Genomic DNA, 19,528 nt, shown 5'->3' with positions numbered 1-19,528 from the left:
CAGCGCCATTGCGCAGTAAGTTCTTCGGAGATCCGATTTGCGTCAACTACCTCCCGCGACAACTGTTTTGCAAGTGATCCCGGACCTGAATTCCGGCGGCGCGGAAAGAACGACGCTTGATGTGGCACGCGCGCTGGTCCAGGCGGGCAGTTCCGCCCTGGTGGTCAGCGAGGGTGGGCAACTGGTTCCCGAACTGGAAGCAACCGGTGCTGAGCATATCGTTCTGCCAGTCAAATCGAAGAACCCGATCACGCTCTGGAAGAACGCGTCAGCTCTTTCCGATCTGATCGCCACACGTCACGTGGATATCATTCACGCCAGAAGCAGGGCGCCGGCCTGGTCGGCACTCAGGGCTGCGCGACGTACAAAAATTCCGTTCGTGACCACCTATCACGGCACTTATAATCAATCCAACGGTCTGAAAGCATTTTACAATTCGGTCATGGCGCGCGGCGATGCCGTCATTGCCAATTCAAGGTTCATCGCGGATCTCATTGCAAGCAGGCACCCGCAATCTGCGGCCAGAATAACCGTCATCCCGCGCGGCTCGGATCTAAAGAGCCTTGCTCCGGAAAACGTCAGCGCCCTTCGCCAGCAGGCACTCAAGGACAGCTGGGGCGTTCCTGCCGGGCGTCCGATCATTTTGAACATGGCGCGCCTGACCGCCTGGAAAGGCCAGAAAATCCTGATCGATGCGATGGTCAACCTGAAATCCATGGGATTGAAGGATCCCATTGCGATCCTTGCGGGTGACGCCCAGGGGCGTGACGGATATGTTGCCGAGCTTAAGAAGATGATCGCGGATCACGAGCTGCAGGAGCAGGTGCGCTTAGTCGGCCATTGCGCCGATGTACCGGCGGCCCTGGCGCTTGCCGACGTGTCAGTGGTGGCTTCTGTCGAACCGGAGGCTTTCGGCAGAGCCGCAGTCGAGGCCCAGGCCGCAAATGTTCCGGTGATCGTCTCTGATCATGGCGCGGTGCCGGAAACCGTTCTTGCTCCGCCCGAGACTTGTGAGGGCGGGCGAACCGGTTGGCGCGTTCCGCCGGGAAGCGCGGTTGCGCTGGCGGACGCTATCCAGAATGCACTATTGCTGCCGCAAGACGCACGCAAGGAACTGACCGGCCGGGCGCGAACCCACGTGGAGCAGAACTTTTCCGTCGAAACCATGTGCGCCAGAACGCTTGCTGTTTATGCAAATCTCCTGGATCAGGCGGCGAGTGGATAAGCCTCTTCGACCAGATAAGGACCCCCGCCAACACTCGACTTTGCTGAGAACAGGACAAAGCGGCCGGCAACAAAGGGCGGCGCCTGAAAATTTCCCCGCTCGCTGAGCCATTTCGCAACGTCTTCGTTTGTCGACGTCTTGCAGCGCGCGATCGTGACGTGTGGAGTGTATTTGCGCCGCTCTGCCGGAAGATTTAGGCGCTGCAGAATTCTTTCCTGCTCCGCCTGAAGTTCTGCCAGCTGCGCCGTCGGTTCGACCCGCGCCCACACCGCATGCGGCTTGCCGTTGCCGAAGGATCCGAGACCATTCATCCTGATTTCGACAGGATCCCGGCGGACACGGTCAAGCGCCGCGACCACTTCATCGGCAGTGCGATCGTCAATGTCTCCGATGAAACGCAAGGTCAGATGATAGTTTTCCGGATCGATCCAGCGGGCGCCCCGAAGGCCTCCCCGGAGCAGTGAAAGCATGAGACCTGTCTGAGACGGTATCTCAAGGCCTGTAAATAGGCGCGGCATGGGTTCTCCCTCCGCTGTCGCTGACAAAAGCCATGAGGAATCAACTTCATGAAAATCGCAAGACAAAAATCTAAGTTTCTGACGCAGAATCATAATTCGCTCTGCGGCAGTTCCATTGCACCGCTCTATGGACGGTCAATCTGACATCCCGCCCGAAAATGATTCTCTGGGACAGTTTTGCGCTGGATCAGGTCAGGGAGCCGTGTTGCCGAATTCCTGATGGATCGCGTCGATCTTCTCAAGAACTTCCGGCGACAGCGTCAGATCGGCCGCAGCAATATCTGTCTCCAGCTGCTCCATGCGCGTCGCACCGATGATGACTGATGTCATGAAACTGCGCGATTTTGCAAAGGCGATAGCCATTTGTGCCGGATCGAGCCCTGCTGCCTCGGCAAGACTGAAATAGGCTTCGACCGCCTCGAACGTTCTGTGGTGCTCATAGCGCTGCATTTTGTTGAACAGCGTCTTACGCGCGCCCTTCGGCAAGGCTCCATGGCGGTATTTGCCAGTCAGGTAACCCTGCGCGAGAGCGGAATAGGCCAACAGGCCGACATTCTCGCGGCGTGCAACCTCCGCCAGTCCCGTTTCGAATGTCCGGTTCACCATCGAATAGGCATTCTGGATCGAAACGATCCGGGGTACGTCATAGAGCTCTGAAGTCGTGACGTGGCGCATTGTTCCCCAGGCGCTCTCGTTCGAGACCCCGACATGACGGATCTTGCCGGCTTTCACCAGATCACCCATGACTTCGAGAACGGATTGGATACTGTTTTCGTCTTCGACCTGTTCTGCATCCAGCCAGCGGGTCGGATTGGACCCGAACCCTGACACATTCCGGTCCGGCCAGTGTATCTGATAAAGGTCGATATAGTCGGTCTGGAGGTTCCTGAGGCTCCGGTCGACCGCGAACTCTATCTGGCTGCGCTTCAGTTCGCCGGTCTCTCCGTTTTCGCGAAACCAGTCCATGACGGTTCGTCCGACAACCTTTGTTGCCATAACGACCTTGTCGCGGTGCCCGCGCTTTTGGAACCAGGATCCGATGATCCGCTCGGTTCGGCCCTGGGTCTCCCGTTTCGCCGGTATCGGATAGAGCTCGGCCGCATCAAAAAAATTGATCCCTGCATCGAAGGCGTAGTCCATCTGGGAGTGGCCTTCGGCTTCGGAATTCTGCTCGCCCCAGGTCATGGTTCCAAGGCAAAGGGCGCTCACCTTTATATCGGTGCGGCCAAGACGGCGCTGTTCCATCAGGCATTCCTTCAAGTGCTGAGATTGGCCTCCGAGAGGATTGGAAGGCTGGGGGTCAGGCCGGATCCCTCAAGAAGACTGGGCTTTGGCCAAAAGTTCTTCAACTTTCGGCAAGATGTTTTCCACGATGATGGCGACGCCATCCGCATTGGGATGGATCCCGTCGGAAAGGTTCAGGTCGGGATTGAGCGCGACGCCCTCAAGAAAGAAGGGATAAAGCAGAGCCCCGTGAAGTTTGGCAAGTTCGGAATAGATCGGATCGAAAACTTCAGCATATTCCGGCCCAAGATTGCGCGGTGCCAGCATGCCCGCCAGCAACACTTCGACGCCGCGCTCCCGAAGCCGTTTCGTGATCTCATCCAGGTTGTTGCGTGTGATCTGTGGCTGGATACCCCTGAGCGCATCGTTTGCGCCCAGTTCGACAATAACGGCGTCCGCATCCGTACCGACAGACCAGTCAAGCCGCGAAAGTCCTCCGGATGATGTATCGCCAGAGACCCCTGCGTTCACGACTTGAACGGAGTACCCGCGCGCATCCAGCGCTTTTTGCAGCTGTTCTGGAAAGCCCTCTTCCGGGGCCAGCTGATAGCCAGCGGACAGGCTGTCTCCCAGAACGACAAGCTTGAGGTCGGCAGAATAAGCCGCTATGGGCGAAAGGCAGAAAACCAGGAAGCTCAGAATTACGTATAGTCGGCGCACGCTAAAACTCTTTCGGGACTGGAAGATCAAGCATATCGGGCCCATATGGTCGCAAAGCGTTCGCTTGTCTAGGGCGAACACCCTTCAGGAAGCCGGTAAACGCAGCCGTTGTAAAGGCCTCAAGATGACAAATTCTCCTGCAATATCCCTCAAGAACGTTCATCTAACTTTGGGGGAAGGCGCCGGCAGGGTACATATTCTTAAAGGGATAGACCTCGATATTGAAAAAGGCATCTCTGTCGGGCTTGTCGGCCCCTCCGGCTCCGGAAAATCAACGCTGCTGATGGTGATGGCGGGACTTGAACGCGCTGACGAAGGGTCAGTGACTGTTGCAGGCTCGGAGCTCGGTCCGCTTTCTGAAGACCAGTTGGCCAGGTTCCGTGGCAGGAACGTCGGTATTATCTTCCAGTCTTTTCATCTTGTCCCGAACATGACCGCGCTCGAAAACGTGGCAGTGCCTCTTGAACTTGCAGGCGATGACGACGCTTTTGACAAGGCGCGGGCAGAGCTTGAAGCCGTCGGTCTTGGCCATCGCCTGCATCACTATCCGGCGCAAATGTCCGGTGGAGAACAGCAACGCGTCGCCGTCGCCCGGGCACTGGTCGTGGAACCGGAGATCCTGATTGCGGATGAACCGACCGGAAACCTTGATGATTCAACCGGAACACAGATCGTCGATCTCATGTTCACGGCACAGCGGGACCGCAAGACGACGCTCGTTTTGGTGACACACGATCCGTCACTTGCCCAACAGTGCGATCGCATGATTCGCGTACGTTCCGGTGAAATCAAAGAAGCGCAAATTGACGAAACGGTTGCACAGCAAGAGGTATCTGCATGAGCAGCTTCGTTCCTGCGAACGTGCATTCCAGTCACCAGACCTTCAAGCTGGCCTCCCGATTCGCATTGCGCGAGTTACGCGGCGGTTTGAGCGGCTTTTACATCTTCATTGCCTGCATTGCGCTTGGCGTCGCCGCAATTGCCGGCGTGACGTCTGTCTCGCGCGCCCTGACGGATGGTATCGCAAACGAAGGCCAGGCCATTCTGGGCGGTGATCTTTCGTTTTCGCTGATACATCGTCAGGCCGACACCGAAGAGGCCGCCTTTCTGGACACGCTCGGATCCGTGTCGCGAGTCGCCACGCTTCGTGCCATGTCCCGCCGTGCTGACAACAGCGACCAGGCACTCGTCGAACTGAAAGCCGTCGACAACGCCTATCCACTTTACGGTTCGCTCGATCTGGCGTCCGGACAACCGCTCGATGATGCGCTTGCAAAAAGCGACGGTGTCTGGGGCGCGGTTGCAGATCTGGCGCTCCTTGCCCGGCTGGACGTTGCTGTTGGGGACACGTTGGCACTCGGCAGGACGACCGTTCGCATCAACGACGTCATCGAGACAGAGCCCGACAAGCTCGCTGGCGGTATGGAATTCGGCCCACGCCTGATGATTTCCGACGCGGCGGTAGCCGACACGGAACTCGTTCAGCCTGGCAGTCTTGTGCGCTGGCACTACCGCGTGCGTTTGTCGCCCGCCCCAGGCATCGGTGATCTTGAAGGGGTCGTGGAACAGGCGAAATCGGCACAGCCCGATACCGCATGGCGGATCCGCTCCCGCGCCAATGCCTCGCCCGGCCTTCAGCGCAGTATCGGCCGCTTCGCCCAATTCCTGACACTCGTCGGCTTGACGGCCCTTGTCGTGGGCGGAGTCGGCGTTGCCAATGCGATCCGCGCCTATCTGGAAACAAAACGGGAGGTCATCGCCAGCTTCAAATGTCTCGGGGCAACCGGCGACTTCGTGTTCCGGATCTATCTGATCCAGATGCTGGTGATCGCCCTGATCGGGATCGGGATCGGACTGGTCATCGGCGCGGCAATACCCTTTGCCGCTGGAGCGGCGCTTTCGTCCGTGCTGCCCGTTCAGCTGGCCACCGGTATTTACCCGGCAGAACTGGGTCTCGGGCTGGTCTATGGTCTGCTGACAGCCTTTGCCTTTGCGTTGTGGCCACTCGGGAGAGCGCATGACGTGCCGCCGACCGCCCTCTTCCGCGACATTGTCACAGGTGGCACGAAATTGCCGCGCAAACGTTACCTTGCCGCAACCGCGGTTACGGTGCTTTTGCTGGCAGGCATCGCCATCTTGCTGTCGCACGACAAGTTCATCGCGACCGTCTATATCGGCGCATCGGCGGGAGCGTTCATTCTTCTTGTCCTGGTTGCCCGCGTGATCATGTCAGTCGCGCGCAGGCTGCCGAGTGTGCGATCGACGGAATTGCGACTGGCCATTGCCAATATTCACCGCCCCGGCGCGCTGACCCCGTCGGTTGTCCTGTCGCTTGGTCTGGGCCTGTCCCTGCTCGTTGCTCTCGCACTGATCGACGGCAATCTGCGGCGCGAACTTACAGCCACGATGGCCGACAAGGCTCCAAGTTTCTTCTTTGTCGATATTCAAAGCCACGAACGCGACGCATTCGAAAACCTGTTGCAGACCGAAGCGCCGGACGGCGAGCTTCGGAGCGTTCCCATGCTGCGCGGACGGATCGTAAGCCTGAACGACATACCGGCAGACGAGTTCGAACCCGCACAGGAGGGCTCGGACTGGGTGTTGAGAGGCGACCGCGGCATCACCTATGAAAGCGTAATGCCGGAAAATTCGAAGCTCGTGGCCGGCGAATGGTGGCCTGCGGACTATTCGGGAACACCGCTTGTTTCATTCGACGAGGAAGCGGCAACGGATCTTGGTCTCAATATCGGAGACAAGGTGACCGTCAACGTGCTTGGCCGGGAAATCAGCGCTGAAATCGCCAATTTCCGGGACATTGAATGGCAGTCGCTGTCGATCAATTTCGTCATGGTCTTTTCTCCGAACACCTTTGCCGGTGCGCCTCATGCTCATCTGATGACCCTTGGCTGGGAAGAAGACGTTCCAACGCAAACCGAACTGGCACTTCTCAAGACCGTTTCCACCGCCTACCCGACGGTGACATCTGTCCGGGTGAAAGATGCGATTGCCCAGGTGAATGACCTGGTCGCGCAGCTCGCCTGGGCCATCCGCGGTGCAAGTTCGATCACGCTGATCGCAAGCATTCTGGTACTTGCCGGTGCATTGGCTGCCGGACACCGAAACCGCATCTATGACGCAGTGATCCTCAAGACGATCGGGGCAACAAGACCGAGACTGATCCTTGCCTACGGATTGGAATATGCGATCCTCGGCCTGACGACAGCGGTATTTGCGCTTGTTGCCGGCGGCATAGCGGCTTGGTTCGTCATCACGCAGATCATGGAAGGCAGCTTTGTGCTGCTGCCGGTCGCCGCTGCAAGCGCGGCACTGATCGCCCTCGTCCTGACTGTCGGCTTCGGATTGATCGGAACTTGGCGGATTTTGGGCGAAAAACCGGCTCCTGTTCTCAGGAACCTATAGCGAGGCAGACGGCACTCACGAGACCGGTTTGGAAAGCTTCCTGAAAAACAGGAGTTTTCCCTGCGCTGTTCCATGCAGTCCTGCTTGCATGCTCTTGTGATCTTGGATATCCGAATATGGTCGGGACAAGATTGAAAAAGGGCAGGGTCCATGTTCGCAGGTATCAAAAAATCCGCACTGAAAATCACTACGAAAGCCGGACTCGTTCTGGCGCTCGCCGCAGCGCCGTTTGCAGCGCCTGCGCTTGCCGAAAGCCCTTTTCACACTGGCGTGTGGCAGCTGAACACGGCTGAAGGGCCGCGCGGCCTGGTCGTTAGCGACTGGCTGGTCTTTGAGGACGGACTGCCAAAGCGCTGGCTTTACCGCCGCGCGGGCACCAACGACGAAAACCAGTTCGATTTTTTCAGCCGCACCATAGGCGATTCCGGATATACGCCGGTTGGTATTCGCGTTTACCGCACCGGTGAGAATGCGATGAAGTACACGCTCGCGCCCAAGGGAGAGGAGCCGGTCGAGGTGTCTGCGGTTCGTCTCTCCATTCCCAATTTCGAAAACTCCTGTCTTTCGGTCGAAAAGAAAGGCAAGCGCTTTTTCGGCAATTGGGTCGGAACAAGCGGCTCCAAGCTCAAGAAACTGAATGTCGGCAAAAGCAAGATGACGATCGACGGAGAAGCCCGCGATATCACGATCGAGGAAGTTCGAGTCGGCCGCATGGGCATCACCGAGGGTGGTAAGCCGGTTGCGTTCCTGACCGATGCCGGCGGCGACTATGCGGTCCTTCAATGGTTCAAGCCGGGCGTTACGATGGAGCAGATGCAAAACAAGGAGCGGGAAATACTCGATTTTGCGTCCGAGGAAATCGTCCGCAACCCTGGCGGTGACTGCGACAGACAGATCGCTTCGCGGCTCAAGGCGATGAAATAACTTTCATATTCTTAAGCATAATGGCGTATAATGCGGCCAGGAGCAGACAGATTACGATTTTTTCAGAAATCCTGTCTTGTGCTTGTGTCCGCATTTTCCCATATGTTGAGGGAGTTGTGCTGCATGTAATGGTGCATGCAAAAATCGATCTAGAAGGGGAAGAACACAACCATGTCGACCTTTGACCGTCAAAATCAAGGCGCCTATACCGTTGCCGGCTCGCGCGCCGAGGCCGGCATCGATCAGGGCCTGCGCGCCTATATGCTGGGCGTCTACAACTATATGACAATCGGCCTGGCACTGACCGGTTTCGCTGCTCTTGGCACCTTTGCGATGGTGTCGAGCAACCCAGGCCTCGCACAGACCCTGTTCAGCGGTCCGCTCTATTTCGTGCTTCTGTTCGCACCTTTGGGAATGGTGATGTGGTTATCATTCCGCATCCAGTCCATGAGTGCATCGACCGCCCGGACAATGTTCCTGGTGTATGCAGCCGTGATGGGCGTTTCGCTTGCACCGATCTTCATGATTTATACAGGTGGATCGATTGCGCGCGTGTTCTTCATCACTGCCGCCGCGTTCGGCTCGCTGAGCCTGTTCGGATACACCACGAAGAAGGACCTGACCGGTTGGGGTTCGTTCCTGATGATGGGCCTGTTCGGCATCATCATTGCGATGATTGTGAATATCTTCCTGCAATCGTCCGCCATGCAGTTCGCCATCTCCGTGATCGGTGTCCTGGTGTTTGCCGGCCTGACAGCCTACGACACCCAGAAGATCAAGGAAATGTACTACGAAGGTGACAGCAGTGAAGTGGCAACAAAGAAGTCCGTCATGGGCGCGCTGCGCCTCTACCTCGACTTCATCAACATGTTCCTGATGCTGTTGCAGCTGTTCGGAAACCGCGAATAAGCGGCGCAGACTTCAAGACAACGAAAAGCCCGGCGATGCCGGGCTTTTTTGTGTGCCGTCAATCTTAATTCAGGCGTCGACGAGCCTCAGGTGCTTTTTCTTTTCAAGAACGCGCAAGACCTGAGAAAGGTCATGCCCGCGCTTCAGGATCATGCCACCCGTAGCAACCACCGAATAGGCTCCTTGCCTACGGGCGAGCTTCGGATCCTTCTCGATCCGGTATAGGGGCATCTCGGACGACCGTCTGAAGACCGAAAACACGGCCTTGTCTTTTAACAGATCGATCGCATAGTCGCGCCACTCGCCATCCGCGACCATTCGGCCATAGAGACGGAGGATGGTGTCGAGTTCACGCCGATTGAATGCAACAATGGGTATGGAGGGAAGAGCCGGTTGGCTTTGCGGCAACGGGTTCAGACCCGTGCCGCGCTGAGACGCACTGTCATCGGCTTCGCTCATTCCGCCTCCTTGCACTTCAGAACGCACCTTGCCGAGGACGCTCTTGCCCCGGTTTTCGGTGCCATTAAGGTTATGATGCGTTGGCTTTGGGTCCGATGGCAAGCCCGCGGGCTCAGAAACATTTTTCCGGCTCACGTTCATGTGACCCTGCCCTCCGGGAATCCGCGGTTTTCAGCCAAATAGGAACCTCCCGTAGGTTTGCCCAAAAAGAATGATCAAAATTCCATGATTTCGCCGCAATCCAGCCCTTGGCAAGCCATTTTGACCCCCCATATTCGGATCATACCCTGATGGGTATGACCAGTAAGGATCGCGGAATGCATTAGCCCCCCAGCCCCCCGGGGTTCTTACCAGTCAACCAGATTTACAGAGTCAAACATCAGGGCAACTGAAGGGCCGGCTAAATGCCGGCCCTTTTCATTTGAAGCTGCATCTTGGTCCCGCGCGGCTTTTCCGGCAGCCAAAAGATCCTACCCCACTTTTCTGCATGTTTGTGCTGTTTTGCCCCTTTTCCAATCGTGCCGTTATTGTATCCTTTCCATGAGATGACAACCGACCTGATTGACCTACGTGCGGCCCGGACCGCCGATTGCGAGGCGCTTGCAGGCATTCACAATCAAGCCTGGCTCGGTGCTTACCGAGGAGTATTGCCTGGCGTCGACCTTCAGAAAATGGTCTCCCGCCGCGGTACGGGCTGGTGGCGGAGCGCCCTGGAACGCGGCGTGGAAATCAAGATCCTCAGCGTCGCGGACGTGCCAGCCGGCTATGCCACTTTTGGCCGTTGCAGGTTGCACGACACAGGTATGGATGGCGAGATTTACGAACTTTACCTGAAACCGGAGTATCAGGGCCTGGGCTTTGGACGTACGCTGTTCACCAGCGTGCGTAAGACACTTGCTTCCAGAAACTTGAACGGACTTGCCGTTCAGGTACTCAGCGACAATGAACCGGCCCGGAATTTTTACCGGGCGCTCGGCGGCAGGCTTAAGGCGAAATCCTGGTACAGGCTCGGCGGCCGACGGATGGAGTTGTCGATCTATTGCTGGCCGGGCGCCAGCGCCTGACACCAGCCTTTCGTGTCAGTCCAGTATGCCCTTGTTTCCGAGGACCGCCGGGGGAACAGAGCAAATATGGTTTCCAGCCATGGTGTCCGCCAGATCCCGGCTCATCTGGTTGGCACCGGGATTGACCTGAGCGTCGATCCTCCCAATCTGGCAGGTCGACCCCGGCTTAAGCTGAGTGACAATCAGAATGCTTCCGGCTCTGCCGCCATCATCAAGGCTCGGAAACCATCGCAGGATCGTTGCAAACGGAACGCCGTCCCGCAGCCGCCATTCCAGCGTTTCGTTGATCGTGTTGAACTGGGGAAGTGTCTGGCCGGCGGCTGGCTCATTCCCCGCGTCCGGACCGAATGAAACAAACATCCGCAGATCCCCTTCCGCGACAAAGACGTCAAGACCTCCATACCCGGGGCACATCCAGCTCCCGCCAAATGTTCCTTCCTCTTCGGCGCTTTCCAACTGAGTGCACGTCTCAAGATTGATCTTTGTGTATGCACTCGTGAATTCCGCAGCAACGGAACCCGTTCCCGTGGCCGCAATCCAAAACAGTGTCGCGGTCACTAGTCCTTTGATGAGGAAAGAATTTCCCTTCATTTGAGGTGCCTCCAGAGCCGCTTGCACGGCCCGATCCAGGGTTTCGACTTTTGGTGCAATGCAAAATTAAACGCTTGAACTTCGCCTGCAGGATTGCGATAGACGCAGCAGTAATCAACAGGAGTTTCAAAATGCGTATCGACGCCGTGCCGATTGGCAAGAACCCGCCGGAAGACGTCAATGTGATCATTGAGGTGCCAGTGGGTGGCGAACCGATCAAATACGAGATGGATAAGGAAGCCGGCGCGATGTACGTCGACCGTTTCCTCTATACGCCGATGCGCTACCCGGGTAACTACGGCTTCGTACCGCACACCCTGTGCGGCGACGGTGATCCGATTGATGTCGTTGTCGTCAACCAGCGCCCCGTTGTACCGGGCGCGATCATGTCCTGCCGTCCGATCGGCGTACTTCTCATGGAAGACGAATCCGGCCAGGACGAAAAGATCATCGCGGTTCCAAGTGACAAGCTCACCAAGCGGTACGCCAAAGTTCGCGACGTGTCCGACCTGCCGCAGATCACCGTCGATCAGGTCAAGCACTTCTTTGAACACTACAAGGATCTGGAGCCCGGAAAATGGGTGAAAATTACCGGTATCGAAGGCGCCGAAGCGGCCAAGAGGCTGATCACGGAATCAATTGAACGGGCGAAGCTGGACGCAGCCGAATAAGCGCTCCCAGATGTGCTCTTCAAAATGGAGGCCGTTGCAGACCTAAAGGTCCGCAGCGGCCTCAATCCGTTCCATGTCCTGGTCGGACAGTCCGAAATGGTGCCCGATCTCATGTATCAGGACGTGGGCAACGACGTCCCCTAAAGACTCGTCCATCGCGGCCCAGTAATCCAGGATTGGCCTGCGGAAAAGCCAGATACGGTTCGGCATTTGCCCGGTAAGTTCCGCGTCACCACCTTGCGCAAGCCCCTGCCCTTCAAACAGCCCCAGAAGGTCATGCGGGTCCTCGATGGATAGCGCATCGAGAACATCGTCCGGCGCGTAGTCGGTGAGGCTTACCTGGATATGTCCGCACCGCAGCAGCACGTCGTCCGGCAGCCCGGCGAGAACTTCGCTTGCCATTTGCTCGAAATCGGCCAGTTCAGGCGCCTTGCGCTCAGACCAGTCGCTCCGGCTGATCGGTCGGACGGATGCCATATTGCCTGCCTTGGTTCACTAAACTTGCGGAATTCGGCCTACAAATAGGTAACGGCGAGGTAAATCACCAGCCCTATGGCGAATATCAGACCCGCGGTCCTGCCGATCCGCGTACCCCAGACCTCAATCTGGTCATCCTCGTCCTTGTCCGCTGCGCTCAGATGGCCTTTGGCCCTGTCCGCCATGCGCACAAAGGTCGATCCGACAATGGTCTCGCTCTCGGCTTGCACGCGGTCGAGTGAACGTAAAGCCTCTTCCCGCTGCTGTTCCTTGGGATGTTTCTTTCCACTCATGCGCTCACAGTGGCCCTGTTTCTGCCCCGGTTCAACAGAAAAGCGGCAATCAGGCCTAGTGCGGCCAACCCGGCGGACGCAACAGCGTTCCAACCGGCAAAGGAAAGGCCCAGCATGCGCCAGCTTGCCTCGGTGCAGCTCACGACGCGGGTCGACTGCAGCGCTTGGAGCATGTTTGCCGCCGAATTCGGCGCGGCCGTGCCGCCGCCGCAATCATTGGGACCGTCCCAGAGCTGCCACTCCGCACCGGCCTGATAAACACCCAGCCCGGCACCGTATGCAAAAATGGCAGCTACGCCCAGGAGGGCCAGAACGGCGAGACCATTCCGCTTTTGGGCAATCAGGATCAGGGCAAGGGCAACCAGCGGTAAACCTGCATAGTAGGGGATACGCTGCTCAAGACAGAGCTTGCAGGGAACATATCCGCCAACCAGCTGAAACCCCCAGGCCGTGGCGATCACGATCAACCCGCCAAGCAAAGTCAGTGCGGTCAAGTTCCGCGCCCATAGCTCTCGCGTCATCGCTTCCTCTTCAATCAGATAAATCGCAATAGAATAAACCCGCCGACCAGCAACACCACAAATAGGGTGAACATGAGACCAAGGCGTTTTTCAATGAACTCCTTGATGGGCGGGCCGAAGAAGTAGAGAAGGCCCGCAACAATGAAGAAGCGCAGCCCTCTTGAGACGATGCTCGCCACAATGAAGATCGGCAGGCTCAGGCCTGCGACGCCGGACGCGATGGTAATCACCTTGTAGGGAAAGGGAGTCAGCCCGGCGATGAAGACGAACCACCATCCCCAGTGGTTGAAGACAGCACTGAATTCGTCGAATTTTTCCATCTTTCCGTAGAACGAGAGGATCGGCTGCGCGACCTGCTCGAACAGGAACATGCCAATCAAATACCCGAGCACACCACCTGCAACGGACGTTATCGTGCACAGCAATGCATACCACCAGGCTTTCTCCCTGCGCGCAATCACCATCGGGATGAGCAGAATATCCGGCGGGATCGGAAAGACGGAACTTTCAACAAACGAAACAGACCCGAGCGCGGCAGGCGCGCGCGGTCCGGCGGCAAGGGACAAAGTCCAATCGTAGAGACGTCTGATCATGGCGTCTCCCATAGCGGCAGTGACTTAAAAAGTCACCAACAGATGCTGCAGCTTCTGTAAAAGGTCGGTCTTTCTCGTCGATACTGGCAGCCGACATCACCATGGATCCGGTTTCACCCTGCCGGCGAATTACACAGATTTCAGATACAATTTGGCTTCATTTAGCAATCTAAGTATTGGATATTTTGTCTTAAAATTATCAGATATTTGCAAAGCAATTCTCGCATTAAAACACAATATAAGCCAATTCCTCTCAAGAAAAAGACACACGCGAAAATCTAGAATACGAAGCAAGTGAAGATGAATTCATGCAAGTTGGCGTAACACAAGTGACCAGCCCGCAAACGACACTATTCCAAGGAGCCAGTGCGATGGCGACAGATCATGGCCATGAAAATCAAAAAGACACGTCCGGCAGCTACGTCGACATCACCACTTTCGGCAATTTCCATGGCACCAGCAGCCATACAGGGCACGACGATCTGCATGGCGGCCGAACCGCCATCACGACAGAAGCTCTGGTGGCCTACAACGGGCTGCGCGGCTTTCTCGGTTTCGAAGATCTCGACATTGTCACCATCGGCCAGTGGGCATTTGACAATGACCTGACCAACAACGATCAGGCCTGGGGCCAGGATCTAGAGGGCGTTGGCCTCTACTACGCCATGCAGGGTGCGAAAGTCGGCTGGATCCGCGACGATGCCTTCGACCCACAACTGATCGCTGACATCCAACGCACCGTCCGGCTAGGCGACCCGGCAGATGTGATGGCCATGGTGGAAGCCAACAGCCATGACGGTTTTGCCGATTATCTGACCCGGAACGACCTTGTCGACACCTTCATCAACACGCTCAAGATGGAGCCGCACTATGGCGGCTGGATGCATGGTCGTGTCCATGGCGGCCTCACCTTTCCGGACGGACAGGGAGCAAGAGCCCATGACGTCAATCATCTGACCGTGCTCAGTCACGACCAGACTCAGCCCTTCATGAACGATACGTTCGACTGGCCGCAATGGAGCGCGCTCGACGTGCCGCATCAGGATGTCATCGACTATTTCCAGTCCATGGTTGTGCTGGGTGACCCACTCGGCGATGCATTGCCATCGGGAGCCACGCCGGATCCTGTCGACCCGACGCCTGTCGATCCAACGCCAGACCCGGTTGATCCCGATCCTGTCGAGCCTGATCCGGTTGATCCGGCACCGGTAGACCCGGCGAGCGGACTTTCAGCCGAGTTCCTGGTCGCCAACGACTGGGGCCACGGAGCAACCCTAAACATCGTTGTGACCAACAACGGCACGGATGACGTCACGGACTGGGATCTGGAATTCACGCTCGGATCGGACATCCAGCACATCTGGAACGCAGTCATAGAGGATCAGTCCGGAAACCGGTTCACGATCGATGACGCAGGCTGGAATGCCAATATCGGTGCGGGCGAGTCTGTGACAGTGGGTTTCAATACAACGTCGGGCAGCTTCGACGTTGTACAACTGAACGACGACGCCCAGTTTCTGTTCTAGACGGTACGCGGCATCAGACAGACGAGTGCGGGTCGTCTCGCTCTCTCAGGCGCCGAGGTTTCCCGCTCAGCATTCCGGTAGATTGACTGCAAGGCCGCCGAGCGAAGTTTCCTTGTATTTGTCGCGCATGTCCTGCCCGGTCTGGCGCATCGTTTCGATGCAGTTGTCGAGCGGCATGAAGTGCGCGCCATCGCCATGCAGCGCGAGCGATGCGGCGGAAACCGCCTTGATCGCACCCATCCCGTTGCGCTCGATACAAGGCACCTGAACCAGGCCTCTGACAGGATCGCAGGTCATGCCGAGATGATGTTCCAGGGCAATCTCGGCAGCGTTTTCAATCTGCTCGTTGTTTCCACCCAAGGCTGCGCACAGCCCGGCGGCAGCCATCGCAGAGGCGGAGCCGACTTCCGCCTGGCAACCGCATTCAGCGCCGGAAATTGACGCATTGTGCTTGATGAGACCGCCGATGGCCGCTGCGGTCAGAAGAAAGTCGCCAATGCCTTTGGAAGACGTATCGATACAATGGTCCCGGTAATAGCGGATAACGGCCGGAACGACCCCTGCCGCACCATTGGTCGGCGACGTCACCACTTGCCCCCCGGCAGCGTTTTCTTCATTCACCGCCATGGCGTAGACGGACAGCCAGTCGTTAATGGCATGCGGTTGCTGGCTGTTTGACCCGCTCTGATCGACGAGACGCTTATGAATGGCCCTCGCCCGGCGCTTGACGCTGAGACCTCCCGGCAGGACACCGTCCTGCGACAAACCCCTTGAAATGCAGGTGTCCATTACGGACCAGACAGCGTCGAGCCTCTGATTCAGGGCCTCACGACCCAAAACCGATTCCTCGTTGGCCCGTTTCATCTCGGCAATGGTCAGGCCGGACGCCTTGCCCATCTGAAGCATTTCGGCGGCAGACCCGAACGGATAGGGATAACCGATAGCTTCCTTCTCATCATGAAGATCCGCGTCAGGCGCCTTCTCGGCCGCAATCAGCTCCGCTTCCGTGACTACGAACCCACCTCCGATGGAGTAATAGGTCTCGCTCAGAAGAAGTTCGCCTTGACCGTCATGGGCGAAGAGCTTCATGCCATTGGCATGGTGCGGGAGCGCCGGTCCGTAGTCGAAGGCGAGATCACAATCCGGGTCAAACCGGACGCTCCCGCATGCGGCCGTTTCAAGCCGGCAACAGGATTTCAATTCCGTCAGCTTCTGTTCAGCCAGGTCCGCGTCCACATTGTCGGGACGAAATCCCAGGAGCCCGAGCATCACCGCCCGGTCGGACGCATGGCCTTTGCCAGTAAAGGCAAGCGATCCATGCAGAGAAACGCTGATGTGATTTACAGAATTGGGTTCGAACGCGCCTTCTTCGCCGGACGAAAGGCGATCCAGAAAATTCACCGACGCCGTCATCGGTCCCATCGTATGAGACGAAGACGGGCCGATACCGATTTTGAAGATATCGAAGACGCTGAGAAACATACCCGTTTGCCCTTCAGTGCGCGGCGCCGCAGCGCCGCGCGCGGGAGTTACTCCGCAGCTTCCGCGTAGTCGGACATCGGCGGGCAGGTGCACACAAGGTTCCGGTCGCCATAGGCATTGTCGACCCGGTTGACGGGTGCCCAGTATTTGTCGACATCCAGCGACCCTGCCGGATAACACGCCTGTTCGCGCGAATAAGGCCGGGTCCACTCGCCGACGAGATCCGCCACCGTATGCGGCGCGTTTTTCAACGGGTTGTTTTCCGGGTCGATCCTGCCGTCGATAATGTCCTGCGCCTCAGCCCTGATCGAGAGCATTGCCTCACAGAACCGGTCGAGCTCGGCCTTGGGCTCGGATTCGGTCGGCTCCACCATCAGCGTCCCAGCAACGGGCCAGGACATGGTCGGCGCGTGGAAACCGCTGTCCATCAAGCGCTTGGCAACATCTTCCACCGTGACGCCTGCGCTTTCGGCAAGCGGACGCGTATCGAGAATGCATTCATGCGCAACGCGTCCGGTTTCGGACGTGTAGAGGATCTCGTAGGCATCTTTCAGCCGCGCCGCGATATAGTTTGCGTTCAGGATCGCGACCTTGGTTGCCTGCGTCAGGCCTGGACCGCCCATGAGCAGAACATAGGCCCAGCTCACCGGCAGGATTGACGGTGAGCCAAAAGGCGCAGCGGAAACCGGACCAACGGCAGTGCCGTATTCCGGATGACCGGGCAGGTAAGGCTCCAGATGCGCCTTGACGCCGATCGGTCCCATACCCGGGCCTCCGCCGCCATGCGGGATGCAGAAGGTCTTGTGCAAATTCAGGTGGCTGACGTCCCCGCCAATAGCTCCCGGCTGCGACAGACCGACCATCGCGTTCATGTTCGCGCCGTCAATGTAGACCTGTCCGCCATGATCGTGGGTAATCTGGCAGACTTCCTGAACAGTTTCCTCGAAAACGCCGTGGGTCGACGGATAGGTGATCATGCAGGCGGCAAGATTTTCCGAGTGCTGCTCGGCTTTTTCCCGGAAGTCGGCGAGGTCGATATCGCCCTTCTCGTCGGATTTCACCGGCACCACCTTGTAGCCGACCATCTGCGCGGAGGCCGGATTGGTGCCGTGTGCAGAGGTCGGAATCAGACAGATGTCCCGATGACCTTCGCCCCGCGCCGCATGGTAGTTACGGATCGTCAGAAGGCCCGCATATTCGCCTTGCGCACCGGAATTGGGTTGCTGGCTGATCGCGTCGTAGCCTGTGATCAGGCAAAGCTTGTCATTCAGATCCGCGATCATCTCGTGATAGCCGGCCGCCTGATCAGCCGGAACAAACGGATGAAGGTTGGAGAATTCCGGCCAGGTCACCGGGATCATCTCGATTGTCGCATTGAGCTTCATCGTGCACGAGCCGAGCGGGATCATGGCCCTGTCCAGAGCAAGGTCACGGTCCGCCAGCCGGCGCATGTAGCGCGTCATTTCCGCTTCCGCACGGTTCATGTGGAAGATCGGATGCGTCAGGTAGGCGCTTTCGCGCAAGGCATGTTCCGGCAGCCGGTAATCCCGGTTGAGGTCACTGTCGTCGACCATGTCACCGCCAAATGCGCGCCAGACCGCTTCGATGGTTTCCGGCCGCGTCTGCTCGTCGAGCGAGATACCGACACGGGTTTCGCCGACCTTGCGCAAGTTGATACCGTTTGCGACCGCCGCATTCATGACAACACCCTGCAGGGCACCGACATCGACGGTGATCGTGTCGAAGAATACGTCGGGCTCGACCTTGAAGCCGAGTTTTTCAAGACCTGTCGCCAGACGTGATGTCTTCCGGTGAACCGACTGGGCAATCGCCTTGATGCCGTCCGGGCCGTGATAAACTGCATACATCGATGCGATCACGGCAAGCAGCGCCTGCGCCGTGCACACGTTCGAATTGGCCTTCTCACGGCGGATATGCTGTTCGCGCGTCTGAAGCGACAGGCGATAGGCTTTCTTGCCGCGGCTGTCGATCGAGACCCCGATGATCCTGCCCGGCATACTGCGCTTGAACGCATCCTTGCAGGACATGTAGGCGGCATGCGGTCCGCCATATCCCATCGGCACGCCGAAACGCTGCGTTGAGCCGACGGCAATGTCAGCTCCCATTTCGCCCGGAGACTTCAAAAGTGCCAGAGCCAGGGGATCGGCAGCGACAATGGCAAGAGCTTTGTTTTCATGCAGCCTGCCAATGATGCCGGTGAAGTCGCGCACGTGGCCATATGTGCCCGGATACTGGAAAATCGCCCCGAAAACGCCGGTCGGGTCGAGATCGTCCGGGTTGCCCACCACGACTTCGATCCCGAGCGGCTCGGCACGGGTCTGAATTACGGCGATGTTCTGCGGATGGCAGTTTTCGTCGACAAAAAAGACGTTCGCCTTCGACTTCGCGGACCGCTTCGCCATGGTCATGGCTTCGGCCGCGGCAGTGGATTCATCCAGCAGCGACGCGTTTGCGATGTCGAGACCGGTCAGATCGGACACCATGGTCTGGAAGTTCAACAAGGCTTCCAGACGGCCCTGCGAGATTTCAGGCTGATAGGGCGTATAGGCCGTGTACCAGGCCGGATTTTCCAGGATGTTGCGCAGGATCGGAGCCGGTGTCGTGGTGCCGTGGTAGCCTTGTCCAATCAGCGACGTCAGCACCTGGTTCCTGGAGGCGACTTCCTTCATGTGAAACAACGCGTCGCGCTCTGAAAGTCCGGGCCCACCCCAGTCGAGCGCTTCTTTCTGCCGGATTGCGGGAGGAACGGTCGCGTCGATAAGGTCGTCGAGACTGTCAAATCCGATCAGGCTCAGCATCTCTTCCATTTCGGACGGAGACGGGCCGATGTGACGGCGGTTGGCGAAGTCGTAAGCCTGGTATGTGGTGAGTTCAAAAGCCATCTGCTGCG

19 protein-coding genes are annotated in these 19,528 nt (G+C 57.8%); 8 read left to right on the top strand and 11 right to left on the bottom strand.

What is annotated here, in order from left to right:
* Positions 1–37: 37 nt before the first annotated feature.
* The gene (locus Q0915_RS21090) at positions 38–1,225 is read left to right on the top strand and encodes a glycosyltransferase family 4 protein (RefSeq protein WP_299478342.1); all 1,188 of its coding nucleotides are present in this window, start codon (positions 38–40) and stop codon (positions 1,223–1,225) included.
* Here Q0915_RS21090 and thpR read toward each other — a convergent pair.
* The 3 genes from thpR to Q0915_RS21075 form a co-directional block, all read right to left on the bottom strand.
* The gene (gene thpR, locus Q0915_RS21085) at positions 1,207–1,743 is read right to left on the bottom strand and encodes an RNA 2',3'-cyclic phosphodiesterase (protein WP_299478339.1); all 537 of its coding nucleotides are present in this window, start codon (positions 1,741–1,743) and stop codon (positions 1,207–1,209) included. The two genes, Q0915_RS21090 and thpR, sit on opposite strands and share 19 nt — an antisense overlap.
* Positions 1,744–1,935: 192 nt before the next feature.
* Positions 1,936–2,988, bottom strand: a complete 1,053-nt coding sequence (locus tag Q0915_RS21080) for an aldo/keto reductase (protein WP_299478337.1) — start codon at positions 2,986–2,988, stop codon at positions 1,936–1,938.
* 69 nt (positions 2,989–3,057) lie between these two features.
* Positions 3,058–3,687: an arylesterase gene (locus Q0915_RS21075; RefSeq protein WP_299478335.1), complete on the bottom strand. Its 630-nt coding sequence runs from the start codon at positions 3,685–3,687 to the stop codon at positions 3,058–3,060.
* A 124-nt stretch (positions 3,688–3,811) separates the two neighbouring features.
* Here Q0915_RS21075 and Q0915_RS21070 point away from each other — a divergent pair, with 124 nt between their 5' ends.
* From Q0915_RS21070 to Q0915_RS21055, 4 genes are all read left to right on the top strand, one after another.
* Positions 3,812–4,528, top strand: a complete 717-nt coding sequence (locus Q0915_RS21070; RefSeq protein ID WP_299478332.1) for an ABC transporter ATP-binding protein — start codon at positions 3,812–3,814, stop codon at positions 4,526–4,528.
* Entirely contained in the window at positions 4,525–7,107 is a 2,583-nt protein-coding gene (locus Q0915_RS21065) for an ABC transporter permease (protein ID WP_299478329.1), read from the top strand. Before Q0915_RS21070 ends, Q0915_RS21065 begins: the two co-directional genes overlap by 4 nt.
* 150 nt (positions 7,108–7,257) lie before the next feature.
* A complete protein-coding gene (locus Q0915_RS21060) occupies positions 7,258–8,031 on the top strand; it encodes a hypothetical protein (RefSeq protein WP_299478326.1) in 774 nt (257 codons plus the stop codon).
* 171 nt (positions 8,032–8,202) lie between these two features.
* Positions 8,203–8,940 carry a Bax inhibitor-1/YccA family protein gene (locus Q0915_RS21055; RefSeq protein WP_299478323.1) on the top strand — a complete coding sequence of 246 codons (738 nt, stop codon included), beginning with the start codon at positions 8,203–8,205 and terminating at the stop codon, positions 8,938–8,940.
* A gap of 69 nt (positions 8,941–9,009) precedes the next feature.
* Here the strand turns inward: Q0915_RS21055 and Q0915_RS21050 are convergent, their stop codons facing one another.
* On the bottom strand, positions 9,010–9,399 hold the full coding sequence (locus tag Q0915_RS21050) for a DUF2794 domain-containing protein (protein WP_299478320.1): 390 nt from the start codon (positions 9,397–9,399) through the stop codon (positions 9,010–9,012).
* Between the two features lie 545 nt (positions 9,400–9,944).
* Here Q0915_RS21050 and Q0915_RS21045 point away from each other — a divergent pair.
* Positions 9,945–10,463 carry a GNAT family N-acetyltransferase gene (locus Q0915_RS21045; RefSeq protein ID WP_299478318.1) on the top strand — a complete coding sequence of 173 codons (519 nt, stop codon included), beginning with the start codon at positions 9,945–9,947 and terminating at the stop codon, positions 10,461–10,463.
* A 15-nt stretch (positions 10,464–10,478) separates the two neighbouring features.
* Here the strand turns inward: Q0915_RS21045 and Q0915_RS21040 are convergent, their stop codons facing one another.
* Positions 10,479–11,054 (bottom strand): hypothetical protein, encoded by a 576-nt coding sequence (locus Q0915_RS21040; protein ID WP_299478315.1) that lies wholly within the window; start codon positions 11,052–11,054, stop codon positions 10,479–10,481.
* Between the two features lie 131 nt (positions 11,055–11,185).
* On the opposite strand from Q0915_RS21040, the gene ppa reads away from it, so the two are divergent.
* Positions 11,186–11,725: an inorganic diphosphatase gene (gene ppa, locus Q0915_RS21035; protein ID WP_299478312.1), complete on the top strand. Its 540-nt coding sequence runs from the start codon at positions 11,186–11,188 to the stop codon at positions 11,723–11,725.
* Positions 11,726–11,767: 42 nt separating this feature from the next.
* On the opposite strand, the gene Q0915_RS21030 is transcribed toward ppa, so the two are convergent.
* From Q0915_RS21030 to Q0915_RS21015, 4 genes are read right to left on the bottom strand one after another with little or no spacing between them, the layout of a single operon-like run.
* The gene (locus Q0915_RS21030; RefSeq protein WP_299478309.1) at positions 11,768–12,202 is read right to left on the bottom strand and encodes a metallopeptidase family protein; all 435 of its coding nucleotides are present in this window, start codon (positions 12,200–12,202) and stop codon (positions 11,768–11,770) included.
* Positions 12,203–12,240: 38 nt separating this feature from the next.
* Positions 12,241–12,495: a hypothetical protein gene (locus Q0915_RS21025; RefSeq protein WP_299478306.1), complete on the bottom strand. Its 255-nt coding sequence runs from the start codon at positions 12,493–12,495 to the stop codon at positions 12,241–12,243.
* Positions 12,492–13,016 carry a disulfide bond formation protein B gene (locus Q0915_RS21020; RefSeq protein ID WP_299478303.1) on the bottom strand — a complete coding sequence of 175 codons (525 nt, stop codon included), beginning with the start codon at positions 13,014–13,016 and terminating at the stop codon, positions 12,492–12,494. The genes Q0915_RS21025 and Q0915_RS21020 overlap by 4 nt, the downstream gene beginning before the upstream one ends.
* A 14-nt stretch (positions 13,017–13,030) precedes the next feature.
* A complete protein-coding gene (locus Q0915_RS21015; protein WP_299478301.1) occupies positions 13,031–13,609 on the bottom strand; it encodes a YqaA family protein in 579 nt (192 codons plus the stop codon).
* Between the two features lie 371 nt (positions 13,610–13,980).
* Here Q0915_RS21015 and Q0915_RS21010 point away from each other — a divergent pair, with 371 nt between their 5' ends.
* Entirely contained in the window at positions 13,981–15,135 is a 1,155-nt protein-coding gene (locus Q0915_RS21010; RefSeq protein ID WP_299478300.1) for a cellulose binding domain-containing protein, read from the top strand.
* A 66-nt stretch (positions 15,136–15,201) separates the two neighbouring features.
* On the opposite strand, the gene Q0915_RS21005 is transcribed toward Q0915_RS21010, so the two are convergent.
* Positions 15,202–16,617 (bottom strand): L-serine ammonia-lyase, encoded by a 1,416-nt coding sequence (locus Q0915_RS21005; protein WP_299478297.1) that lies wholly within the window; start codon positions 16,615–16,617, stop codon positions 15,202–15,204.
* A 47-nt stretch (positions 16,618–16,664) separates the two neighbouring features.
* Entirely contained in the window at positions 16,665–19,520 is a 2,856-nt protein-coding gene (gene gcvP, locus Q0915_RS21000; RefSeq protein WP_299478294.1) for an aminomethyl-transferring glycine dehydrogenase, read from the bottom strand.
* Positions 19,521–19,528 lie beyond the last annotated feature (8 nt).

Origin of the sequence: uncultured Roseibium sp. (assembly GCF_947494555.1) — a bacterium.
Taxonomy (GTDB): domain Bacteria; phylum Pseudomonadota; class Alphaproteobacteria; order Rhizobiales; family Stappiaceae; genus Roseibium.
This window is presented reverse-complemented; position numbering and strand designations above follow the sequence as displayed.

What these genes read in the sequence shown, in the direction of transcription:
- thpR (WP_299478339.1), bottom strand. Translation starts at nt 1,743, where the DNA reads ATGCCGCGCCTATTTACAGGCCTTGAGATACCGTCTCAGACAGGTCTC.
- Q0915_RS21080 (WP_299478337.1), bottom strand. Translation starts at nt 2,988, where the DNA reads ATGGAACAGCGCCGTCTTGGCCGCACCGATATAAAGGTGAGCGCCCTT.
- Q0915_RS21070 (WP_299478332.1), top strand. Translation starts at nt 3,812, where the DNA reads ATGACAAATTCTCCTGCAATATCCCTCAAGAACGTTCATCTAACTTTG.
- Q0915_RS21065 (WP_299478329.1), top strand. Translation starts at nt 4,525, where the DNA reads ATGAGCAGCTTCGTTCCTGCGAACGTGCATTCCAGTCACCAGACCTTC.
- Q0915_RS21060 (WP_299478326.1), top strand. Translation starts at nt 7,258, where the DNA reads ATGTTCGCAGGTATCAAAAAATCCGCACTGAAAATCACTACGAAAGCC.
- Q0915_RS21055 (WP_299478323.1), top strand. Translation starts at nt 8,203, where the DNA reads ATGTCGACCTTTGACCGTCAAAATCAAGGCGCCTATACCGTTGCCGGC.
- Q0915_RS21050 (WP_299478320.1), bottom strand. Translation starts at nt 9,399, where the DNA reads ATGAGCGAAGCCGATGACAGTGCGTCTCAGCGCGGCACGGGTCTGAAC.
- Q0915_RS21045 (WP_299478318.1), top strand. Translation starts at nt 9,945, where the DNA reads ATGACAACCGACCTGATTGACCTACGTGCGGCCCGGACCGCCGATTGC.
- Q0915_RS21040 (WP_299478315.1), bottom strand. Translation starts at nt 11,054, where the DNA reads ATGAAGGGAAATTCTTTCCTCATCAAAGGACTAGTGACCGCGACACTG.
- ppa (WP_299478312.1), top strand. Translation starts at nt 11,186, where the DNA reads ATGCGTATCGACGCCGTGCCGATTGGCAAGAACCCGCCGGAAGACGTC.
- Q0915_RS21030 (WP_299478309.1), bottom strand. Translation starts at nt 12,202, where the DNA reads ATGGCATCCGTCCGACCGATCAGCCGGAGCGACTGGTCTGAGCGCAAG.
- Q0915_RS21025 (WP_299478306.1), bottom strand. Translation starts at nt 12,495, where the DNA reads ATGAGTGGAAAGAAACATCCCAAGGAACAGCAGCGGGAAGAGGCTTTA.
- Q0915_RS21020 (WP_299478303.1), bottom strand. Translation starts at nt 13,016, where the DNA reads ATGACGCGAGAGCTATGGGCGCGGAACTTGACCGCACTGACTTTGCTT.
- Q0915_RS21015 (WP_299478301.1), bottom strand. Translation starts at nt 13,609, where the DNA reads ATGATCAGACGTCTCTACGATTGGACTTTGTCCCTTGCCGCCGGACCG.
- Q0915_RS21010 (WP_299478300.1), top strand. Translation starts at nt 13,981, where the DNA reads ATGGCGACAGATCATGGCCATGAAAATCAAAAAGACACGTCCGGCAGC.
- Q0915_RS21005 (WP_299478297.1), bottom strand. Translation starts at nt 16,617, where the DNA reads ATGTTTCTCAGCGTCTTCGATATCTTCAAAATCGGTATCGGCCCGTCT.
- gcvP (WP_299478294.1), bottom strand. Translation starts at nt 19,520, where the DNA reads ATGGCTTTTGAACTCACCACATACCAGGCTTACGACTTCGCCAACCGC.